The organism is Serinicoccus sp. CUA-874, assembly GCF_001942225.1.
GTDB lineage: Bacteria > Actinomycetota > Actinomycetes > Actinomycetales > Dermatophilaceae > Ornithinicoccus > Ornithinicoccus marinus.
In genome coordinates, this window is sequence record NZ_MKJZ01000013.1 from 19,443 (window position 1) to 27,867 (window position 8,425).

General features: G+C 75.2%; 12 protein-coding genes. 9 read left to right on the plus strand and 3 right to left on the minus strand.

Going from position 1 to position 8,425, the window contains the following annotated elements:
• Positions 1 to 8 precede the first annotated feature (8 nt).
• Positions 9 to 146, minus strand: coding sequence for a hypothetical protein (locus BJF80_RS18755; RefSeq protein ID WP_158068487.1), 138 nt, complete (start codon positions 144 to 146; stop codon positions 9 to 11).
• A gap of 177 nt (positions 147 to 323) precedes the next feature.
• On the opposite strand from BJF80_RS18755, the gene ribA reads away from it, so the two are divergent.
• The 7 genes from ribA to BJF80_RS06255 are packed head-to-tail and all read left to right on the plus strand — an operon-like array spanning position 324 to position 6,754.
• Positions 324 to 1,715 (plus strand): GTP cyclohydrolase II, encoded by a 1,392-nt coding sequence (ribA, locus tag BJF80_RS06225; protein ID WP_237767466.1) that lies wholly within the window; start codon positions 324 to 326, stop codon positions 1,713 to 1,715.
• A 22-nt stretch (positions 1,716 to 1,737) separates the two neighbouring features.
• Entirely contained in the window at positions 1,738 to 2,469 is a 732-nt protein-coding gene (locus tag BJF80_RS06230) for a CDP-alcohol phosphatidyltransferase family protein (RefSeq protein WP_083673495.1), read from the plus strand.
• A complete protein-coding gene (locus BJF80_RS06235; protein ID WP_075812288.1) occupies positions 2,466 to 3,473 on the plus strand; it encodes an MDR/zinc-dependent alcohol dehydrogenase-like family protein in 1,008 nt (335 codons plus the stop codon). The genes BJF80_RS06230 and BJF80_RS06235 overlap by 4 nt, the downstream gene beginning before the upstream one ends.
• A 16-nt stretch (positions 3,474 to 3,489) precedes the next feature.
• Complete coding sequence (locus tag BJF80_RS06240) at positions 3,490 to 3,882, plus strand: 6-pyruvoyl trahydropterin synthase family protein (RefSeq protein ID WP_066635818.1); 393 nt, start codon at positions 3,490 to 3,492, stop codon at positions 3,880 to 3,882.
• Positions 3,860 to 4,930 carry a glycosyltransferase family 4 protein gene (locus BJF80_RS06245; protein WP_075812290.1) on the plus strand — a complete coding sequence of 357 codons (1,071 nt, stop codon included), beginning with the start codon at positions 3,860 to 3,862 and terminating at the stop codon, positions 4,928 to 4,930. Before BJF80_RS06240 ends, BJF80_RS06245 begins: the two co-directional genes overlap by 23 nt.
• Positions 4,927 to 5,760 carry an SAM-dependent methyltransferase gene (locus tag BJF80_RS06250; protein ID WP_143554009.1) on the plus strand — a complete coding sequence of 278 codons (834 nt, stop codon included), beginning with the start codon at positions 4,927 to 4,929 and terminating at the stop codon, positions 5,758 to 5,760. Before BJF80_RS06245 ends, BJF80_RS06250 begins: the two co-directional genes overlap by 4 nt.
• On the plus strand, positions 5,753 to 6,754 hold the full coding sequence (locus BJF80_RS06255; protein WP_083673496.1) for a lysylphosphatidylglycerol synthase transmembrane domain-containing protein: 1,002 nt from the start codon (positions 5,753 to 5,755) through the stop codon (positions 6,752 to 6,754). The genes BJF80_RS06250 and BJF80_RS06255 overlap by 8 nt, the downstream gene beginning before the upstream one ends.
• Here the strand turns inward: BJF80_RS06255 and BJF80_RS06260 are convergent.
• Positions 6,738 to 6,989, minus strand: coding sequence for a carboxypeptidase-like regulatory domain-containing protein (locus tag BJF80_RS06260; protein WP_075812296.1), 252 nt, complete (start codon positions 6,987 to 6,989; stop codon positions 6,738 to 6,740). The two genes, BJF80_RS06255 and BJF80_RS06260, sit on opposite strands and share 17 nt — an antisense overlap.
• Before the next feature lie 9 nt (positions 6,990 to 6,998).
• Positions 6,999 to 7,928, minus strand: coding sequence for a trypsin-like serine peptidase (locus BJF80_RS06265; protein WP_075812298.1), 930 nt, complete (start codon positions 7,926 to 7,928; stop codon positions 6,999 to 7,001).
• A 65-nt stretch (positions 7,929 to 7,993) separates the two neighbouring features.
• On the opposite strand from BJF80_RS06265, the gene BJF80_RS19875 reads away from it, so the two are divergent.
• Both BJF80_RS19875 and BJF80_RS19880 read left to right on the plus strand, forming a co-directional pair.
• Positions 7,994 to 8,140 (plus strand): hypothetical protein, encoded by a 147-nt coding sequence (locus tag BJF80_RS19875; protein ID WP_237767467.1) that lies wholly within the window; start codon positions 7,994 to 7,996, stop codon positions 8,138 to 8,140.
• On the plus strand, positions 8,137 to 8,331 hold the full coding sequence (locus tag BJF80_RS19880) for an SDR family NAD(P)-dependent oxidoreductase (protein WP_237767468.1): 195 nt from the start codon (positions 8,137 to 8,139) through the stop codon (positions 8,329 to 8,331). Before BJF80_RS19875 ends, BJF80_RS19880 begins: the two co-directional genes overlap by 4 nt.
• The last annotated feature ends 94 nt before the right edge of the window (positions 8,332 to 8,425 follow it).

Sequence of the window (8,425 nt, forward strand, 5' to 3'; positions counted from 1 at the left end):
ACGGGCGTTCAGCCGGACGTCACCGCGACGACCACCAGCAGGACCAGCACGGCGACCGGGACCGGGGCGGTCTCGACCCGGTCGAGGAGGAGCATCGTGCAGGCGACGGGCAGGGCCGCGACCACCCCCAGGACCGTCGAGGCCACCCGCAGGCCCAGGGGGCCAGCACCACCCCCACGAACGGGTGCGGGTTCCTTGCGGCTCCGACCCTCGGAGGCCCGAGGGACCCATTCTGTCACCTGTCTCACCTCCAGCACTCCTCGTCGACACGCTGCTCGCCCCTCCGCAGGAGAAGATCGCCGGTCACGACCATAATGTGGAGGATGGCTGAGCAGGCGAGAACCGCACCGCGGCAGGTCGAACGGGTGGCCGACACCCGGCTCCCGACCGACCACGCGACCTTCCGGATGACGGCATACCGCGACGACACGGGGATGGACCACGTCGTCCTCAGCCTCGGGGTCACCGACGACGACGGCCCGGACCTTCCGCCGCCGCTGGTGCGCGTGCACTCCGAGTGCCTCACCGGCGACGCGCTGGGGTCGCGGCGCTGCGACTGCGGGGAGCAGCTGCAGCATGCGCTGCAGCTGGTCGCGCGGACGGGGCGCGGGGCCGTGGTCTACGCCCGCGGTCACGAGGGGCGGGCGATCGGCCTGGCCGAGAAGCTGCGTGCCTACGCCCTGCAGGACCGCGGCGTCGACACCGTCGACGCCAACCTGGCCCTGGGCCACCCCGCCGACGCCCGCACCTACGACCACTGCGCCGCCATGCTGCTCGACCTGGGGATGCGACGCGTCCGGCTCCTGTCCTCCAACCCGGCCAAGGAGCTGGCATTGAGCGCGCTCGGCATCGAGGTCGTGGAGCGCGTGCCGCTGGTCGTGCCGGACCGTGAGGAGAACGCCTTCTACCTCGCCACCAAGCGCGCCCGCATGGGCCACGACGAGGCTGACCAGGACGAGTGGGACCAGCTGCTGGCCGGGCGCATCCCGGCGGCCGGTGAGCTGGCCCAGCGCTACGGCGACCTGAACCGTGCGGACGGGCCGCGCGTGCTGGCCCAGCTCGGGCAGAGCCTGGACGGCTTCATCGCGAGCCGGACCGGCGACGCGGCCTTCGTCACCGGTGAGCTCGACCGTGAGCACCTGCACCGCCTGCGGGCGCTGGTGGACGCCGTGGTCGTCGGCGGGGCGACGGTGGCCTGCGACGACCCGCAGCTGACCGTCCGGGCGGTGGACGGCCCGCACCCGACCCGGGTCGTCCTCGACCCGCGCGGGGCCACCCCGGCGGACGCCGTGGTGCTCACCGACGCCACCTCCCCCACCCTGTGGGTCGTCGGGGCCGACGCCCGGGTCCGTTCGGTCGGCGACCACGTGGAGGTCGTCCGGTGGCCGGGCGCGGGCCCGATGGAGCCCCGCGCCGTCCTCGACCTGCTGGCGGCCCGCGGGCTGCACCGGGTGCTCATCGAGGGCGGCGGACGGCTGGTGTCGGCCTTCGTCCGGGCCGAGGCCGTGGACCGTCTCTACCTCACGACCGCGCCGGTGCTCATCGGCGACGGGGTGCCCGGGCTGCGGGTCGACGGTCAGGACCGGCTCACCGACGCCCTGCGTCCTACCGCCCGCCGCTACCGTCTCGGCGACGACGTCGTCACCGAGCTGGACCTGCGGCCGCTCACCGCCACGGCGCCGACCCTTGCCGACGACGTGCAGGACGCCAGCTGATGGCGGCGCCGTCGAGGACCCCATGACACCGACGCGCACCGTCGGTCCGCTTGACGCACGGCGCGGGTCCACGGGTGGGGTCGAGTCCGCGGTCGTGCTGCTGCCGCTCGGGGTGTGCATCGGCCTCCTCGCCCTCGTCTGGCCCTCGCCCGGCGTCACCACCCTCGCGCTCGCAGCGGGCCTCCTCGTGCCGGGCGTGGCGACCGCGGCCCTGCTCCGCCGACGCCCGCGTCCGGTCACCGCGGCGGATGCGGTCACCCTCGGGCGGGTGGCGCTGACGGGGGTCGTCGCCACGGCGACCGTGCTCGTGCTGGCCGGGGAGCTCCCCGGCCGCGGCTGGGCCCTGGCGGCCGTGGTCGGGCTGGCCCTGGCGCTCGACGCCGCCGACGGGTACGTCGCCCGTCGGACCGGGACCGCGAGCCAGGCAGGGGCACGGTTGGACATGGAGTCCGACGCCGCGCTGCTGCTGGTGCTGTCCGTGCTCGCCGGCCCGACGCTCGGGTGGTGGGTGATCGCGATCGGGGCGATGCGCTATCTCTTCGTCCTCGCGTCGTGGGTCCGGCCGGCGCTGCGCGGGCCGCTCGCGCCGCGAGGGTGGCGCCGGGTCGTCGCGGCGCTGCAGGGGATCGCCCTCGTCGCCGTCCTCGTGCCGGTCGTGCCGGTCGCCCTGGCCGGCGCCGCCTGCGTGGTCGCGGTCCTGCTCCTCGCCGGCTCCTTCGTGCAGGACGTCGTGGACCTGGAGACACGAGCGTGAGCACCGCAGCCCCTGGGACGGCGCGGGCATACTGGGCCACCGCGCCGGGCGAGGGCGAGGTGCGCACCGAGCCGCTGCCCGCCCCGGGACCCGACGAGGCGCTCGTGCGGGCGCTGGTCAGTGGCATCAGCCGCGGGACCGAGCTGCTCGTCCGTCGCGGCGGGGTGCCGCCCTCCCAGGCGCGGAGGATGCGCGCGCCGTTCCAGACGGGCGACTTCCCCTTCCCGGTGAAGTACGGCTACCTGTCGGTCGGCGTCGTCGAGCGGGGTCCCGACGACTGGACCGGGGCCCGCGTCTTCTGCCTGCACCCGCACCAGGACCGGTATGTCGTGCCCGTCACCGCGCTGACCCGGGTCCCGGACGCCGTCCCCACCGCCCGCGCCGTGCTGACCGGCCCGGTCGAGACCGCGCTCAACGCCCTGTGGGACGCGCCGCCGTGTGCGGGCGACCGGGTGGCGGTCGTCGGGGGCGGGCTCATCGGCGGCGCCCTCGCGCTGCTGCTGCGGCGGTTCCCGCTGTCGCGGCTGCAGGTGGTCGAGGCCGACCCCGCTCGACGCGACCGCCTCGTCGCCGCCGGTCTCGACGCCGTGGACCCCGACGTGGCCCAGGGCGACTGCGACCTGGTCCTCCACGCCTCGACGACGGCACCTGGCCTGGCGCTCGCCCTGCGGCTGGCCGGCGACGACGCCCAGGTGGTCGAGCTGTCCTGGTTCGGCTCGGCGGCACCGCAGGTGCCGCTCGGCGAGGACTTCCACTCCCGTCGCCTCACCCTCGTCGGGAGCCAGGTCGGACGGGTGGGCGCCGCCCGGCGACACCGCCGCGACCCGGCGGAGCGGCTGCGGGTCACCCTGGACCTGCTCACCGACCCCGCCTTCGACCTGCTCCTCGGCGCGCACCGCCCGTTCACGGGCGTCGTGGCCGCCGTCGAGGAGCTGGCTCGACGGCCCGACCTCACCGGGTGCGTCGTGCTGACCTACCCCGAGCCGGGCGACCCCCGGCCCTGACCCTCGAAGGAGCACGATGTTCGGACTCACCGTCACCGATCACGTCATGGTGGCGCACAGCCTGCCTGATCCGTTCTTCGGCCCGGCCCAGGGTCTGCACGGGGCGACGCTGGTGGTCGAGGCCACCTGGCGGCGGCGCGAGCTCGACGCGCACGGCGTCGTCGTCGACATCGGGGCCGCGTCGCAGGCCCTGTCAGAGGTGCTGGACCCGCTGCGCTACGCCAACCTCGACGAGCATCCCGACTTCGCGGGCCGGTTGAGCACCACCGAGGCGGTGGCCGCGCACGTGGCCCACGCCCTGGCCGAGCGGGTCCGGGCCGACCCGGACGCCGACCTCGACGGCCTCGGCGTCGTCGTGCGGGAGCACCCCGGGGCGTGGGTGACCTATGACCTGGACCTGCGGGCGTGACCGTGGCCGGTCGCCCGCCCTGGTCGTCCCGGCCGACCTGGCGGGCCCCAGCGGGGGCACCCGCTACGACGAGCGCATGATGACCGAGCTGGCCGCGAGCGGTCTCGACGTCACTGCGGAGCCGGTGCCCGGCGCCTGGCCGTCCCCCACGGGTGAGGACTGCGCGGCCCTGCGGCACGCGTTCGGGCGGCACGACGACGTGCTCGTCGACGGCCTGATCGGCTCGGCCGCACCGGAGGAGATCGAGCAGGCGCGGGCGCGGGGTGCGCGGGTCGGGGTGCTCGTGCACCTGCCGTTGCCCGCCGAGAGTGGTCTCGACGAGCCGGATCGGGCACGGCTGGCCGCCCTCGAACGGCGGGCCCTGCACGCGGCGGCCACGGTGGTCGCGACCAGCGGATGGGCCGCCGCCGACCTGCGGGAGCGCTACGGCCTCACCCATGTCCACGCGGTCGCCCCCGGCACGGACCGGGCCGAGACCGCGACCGGCAGCACGCCACCGCACCTGCTGGCCCTGGGCTCGATCACCCCGCGCAAGAACGCGCGCGGACTGCTGGAGGCGCTGGCCGGGCTGCAGGACCGGCCGTGGAGACTGTCGCTGGTCGGACCGGGCGGTTCCGACGAGGGGTATGTCCGTGCGGTGGCCGCGCGCGCGGAGGACCTTCGCGGACGGGTCCGGATGCCGGGGAGCCTCGAGGGCGATGCGCTCGAGGCGCTGTGGCGCACCGTCGACCTGCTCGTCCTGCCCTCCCGGACCGAGACCTACGGGATGGTCGTCACCGAGGCGCTGGCGCACGGCATACCGGCTCTGGTGCCTTCCGGGACCGGCGCCGTCGAGGCGCTGCACGGCTCGGGCGAGCGGGACGGCCTGCCCGAGGCGGGGGCGGTCGTGGCGGGGACGCGCGAGGAAGGATGGGCGGAGGCCCTGCGGGGTTGGCTCGACGACCCCGGGCTGCGTGACCGGTGGCGCCGTGCCGCCGCCGGGCACCGGGACCGGCTCCGCGGGTGGGACACCGCCGCGGCCGAGCTCCGGGCGGTGCTGCGGTGGTGAGCCGCCCGGTGCCCGCCGACTGGCTGGCGCTGCGCCGCGCCGCCGACCACCGGGCCCGGGAGCGCGCCGCCGGGCTGCTGCGCCGGCTCGGCGATCACGTCGGCGAGCGGACGGGTCAGGAGCTCGTCGTGCTCGACATCGGCGCGGGCACCGGCTCCAACCAGGCCTGGCTGGCACCACGCTCCCGGGGCCCAGCGCTGGGTCCTGGTCGACCACGACCCCGACCTCCTCGGGCAGGCGGGCGCTGCCGTGCCCGGCGCCGACGTGACGACCCGGCGCGCGTCGCCACGGTGGAGGAGGTCCACTCGCTCGTGCCCTCCGGCGGGGAGGTGCTGGTCACCTGCGCCGCGCTGCTCGACCTGCTCACCGTGGCAGAGCTCGACGCGCTCGCCGACGTCGTGGCCCCCATGGACCGCCCCGGGGTGGCCGCGCTCCTGAGCCTCACGGTGACCGGCGACGTCGAGATCTCCCCGCCTCACCCGGCGGACGCCGCCGTCACGGCGGCCTTCGACGCCCACCAGCGTCGTGAGGACCGGCCCGGGCCGGAGGCGACGGAGGCCATGGCCGCGGCGCTGCGCCGCCGGGGCGCGGACGTCGAGCTGGCCGCGACCGACTGGGAGCTGAACGCCTCGGACGAGTCGCTGGTGCGCCGCTACCTCCAGGACCGGGCGGCCGTGGCGGTGGAGCAGGACGCCACGCTGGCACCCCTCGCCCGCGAGTGGTTGGCCGCGCGCGAGGGCTCGCTGATGGACGGCTCGCTGCGGGTCAGGGTCGGCCACCTCGACCTGCTCAGCCTGCCCGTCGAGCCGGGGAGCGGGTCGGGTGGCTGAGACGCCCGTGCGGCCCCGGCCCAGGGTCTCGTCCTCCTCGCGAGGTCTGCCGGTGGTGCTGGTCGCCTCGCTGCAGCTGCTCGTCACCGTCGGGGTGCTGGGCTTCGTCGTCGCGTGGTGGGGGCTGGAGCCCATCACCACCGCCCTCGGCTCGCTGCCCTGGTGGGCGCTCGCGGGAGGGCTCGTGCTCGGGGCCGCGGGCGTGCTGGTCCAGGCGCTGCGCTGGCGGCTGGTCGCCCGCTACCACGGCATCCGGCTCCCGGTCGGACCCGCCGACGTCCGCTGCTGGCAGGCGTCCTTCCTCAACAGCCTGCTGCCCGGCGGCCTCGCCGGGGACGTCCTGCGCGCTGCGGACGACAGCAGCGACGCCGAGGTGAGCGCTGGTCGCAGGGCTCTGGCCAGCGGCTTCGCGGCTGTGGCCGCCGAGCGCCTGTGCGGCACGACCGTCGTCCTGGTCGCCGCGTCGGCCGCCCTCGCGCCGCACCGGCCGCTGCTGGCGGCGCTCTGCCTCGCCGGTGGCGTCGTCACGGCTACTGTGGCGTGGCGCTGGCTGCGCCGACTGCCCGCGCGGGACCTGCTCGGTGTCGGGATGCTGTCGGTGGTGGGGTGGGTGGCCTTCGCCGGCATCTTCGCGCTCGCCCTGGTCGCGGTGGCGCCCTCGACCGACCCGCGGCTCGCGCCGGGTCTCGCCGCCGTCTCGATCGCGGGCATGTCGGTGCCGGTCGGCGTCGGCGGCTGGGGAACGCGAGAGGCGGCCACCGCCTGGATCTTCTCGGTCGTCGGCCTCGACCCGGCCGCCGGGGTGGGGGTGTCGGTGGGGTATGGCGTCCTCGCCCTGGTCTCCACGCTGCCTGGTGCCGTGGTGCTGGCGGCGCGGCTCGCCCCACGGGTGCGGGAGGTAGGTCGCCCCCGCGACGGACGCCGTGCCCGGGCCGGGCCGGGCGCGAGCACGCCGGCGCGTAGGCCGGCCGCGTCGCTCAGATCACGAGCGTGATCCGGGTGCTCCCCTCACCCGGGACCAGCACCGTGCACCGGCCGGACCCACGCTCGCCGTGGGCGGTGACGGCATACTCGCCCGCACGGGGGACGTCGAGCGAGAAGGTGCCGTCCTCGCCAGTCAGCAGCGCGATGTCGGGCAGCGGCACGGGCCCCGTCTCCAGCGCCACGCGAGCGCCGGGGACGGGGCTGCCGTCGGCATCGGTGACGATGCCGTGGATGCGTGCCGTCATGCGGTGCGCTCAGCCCTTCCAGAGCTTGAGGTTGTCGAACACCGGCTTGTTGATGCGGGTGCCGCTGTTGCTGCCGGACCCACCGTAGGCGTGGATCGCCACGGCATACCGTCCGCCATCTTTGATGACGTAGACCCCGCCGCCGCTCTGGCCGCCGGCGGTGTCCAGCGTGTAGTGGACCTTCCGCGCGCTGAGCGAGGCGACGCCGCTCCAGTGGTACCACTGGGTGCCGGTGGGCTTGTCGCCCGGGTAGCCGGACATGTTGAGGGTCTTGCCGTTGAGCGTGGCGTCGGACCAGTTGGCGAAGCCGAGCCAGCCCGTCTGGTTGCCCTTGGGCTCGGTCAGCACCATCGCGCCGTAGTCGTACTCGTGGTTCGGGCTGCTGGTCCAGCCGTGCACGCTGCGCAGCTGGGCACGGGGCACGACGAACTTGCCGCAGGGCAGGCTCGCGCCGTTGCGACCGGGCATGACCTCGACGCTGCGCACCCAGCCGTGCCGCTGCGTGCCCGGGGCGTGGATGAAGACGCAGTGGCCGGCGGTGATGATGCTCTTCGGGCCGTTGAACCAGCCGGTGCCGATCCACTTGCTGCCGTCGTTGGCGGTGATGAGCAGCGAGCAGTGGACCCGCCACGGGTAGCTGCTCGTCGCGGTGATCTGGATCCGGTTGTCCGGGCCCTGGACAGACTCGGTCGAGGGGTCCGGCGGACCATACGTGGCCTCGCCGACCGGCCGCAGGCCGGAGGTGTCCGGGGCGGCCTCCTCGACCGCGAAGGCCTCCGCCATCGCGGCGGCGACCGGCTCGATGTCCCCGTTGACGCCCTGCTCGGTGCTGCCCTCGCCCGCCTGCGGCGCCTCGGTGAGCTCCTCGGTGCCGACCTCGTCGGCGGCCTCCGGCTCGGGGGCGACCGGCTCGTGCGGGTTGGTGGTGTCGTGCGACATGTGCTTCTCCTCTGTGCTGCGCACCGGCCCCTGCGCCGGTGCGTCGAGGAGGGAGAGGCGCGGGTATGCGCGCAGATACCTTCGCGCTGCTCCAGCTCGACCACGGCGTCGAGGAAGCGCGGGCCGGGGCCCTGCGCGGCCAGCACTCAACGCCGGACGGAGCCTGGGCGGCTCGTTCCTCGACACCGACATCGAGGACGAGCTGGCCATGATCTCGCTCAACATCACCTCCCAGGTCCTGCTCGCCAAGCACGTCAGCGCCGCCATGGCCGAGCAGGGCCACGGCCGGATCCTCATCACGTCCTCGTTGTCCGCGCTCACGCCGACCCCGTACGAGTCGATCTACGGCCCGACCCGGGCCTTCATGCTGAGGTTCGCCCAGGGCCTGCGCGAGGAGATGTGAACCGCCTGTAAGTGTGGGAGTGGCTGGCCTGGGGCTGGCTGGCAGGATGGCGGCGGTCTCTCGGATCTGGTGTGACTCGTGAATCGCCTGACCC

Bases quoted from the DNA above. Each gene is read 5' to 3' on its own strand.
- ribA (WP_237767466.1), top strand. From the start codon at position 324: ATGGCTGAGCAGGCGAGAACCGCACCGCGGCAGGTCGAACGGGTGGCC.
- BJF80_RS06230 (WP_083673495.1), top strand. From the start codon at position 1,738: ATGACACCGACGCGCACCGTCGGTCCGCTTGACGCACGGCGCGGGTCC.
- BJF80_RS06240 (WP_066635818.1), top strand. From the start codon at position 3,490: ATGTTCGGACTCACCGTCACCGATCACGTCATGGTGGCGCACAGCCTG.
- BJF80_RS06245 (WP_075812290.1), top strand. From the start codon at position 3,860: ATGACCTGGACCTGCGGGCGTGACCGTGGCCGGTCGCCCGCCCTGGTC.
- BJF80_RS06260 (WP_075812296.1), bottom strand. From the start codon at position 6,989: ATGACGGCACGCATCCACGGCATCGTCACCGATGCCGACGGCAGCCCC.
- BJF80_RS06265 (WP_075812298.1), bottom strand. From the start codon at position 7,928: ATGTCGCACGACACCACCAACCCGCACGAGCCGGTCGCCCCCGAGCCG.
- BJF80_RS19875 (WP_237767467.1), top strand. From the start codon at position 7,994: ATGCGCGCAGATACCTTCGCGCTGCTCCAGCTCGACCACGGCGTCGAG.
- BJF80_RS19880 (WP_237767468.1), top strand. From the start codon at position 8,137: ATGATCTCGCTCAACATCACCTCCCAGGTCCTGCTCGCCAAGCACGTC.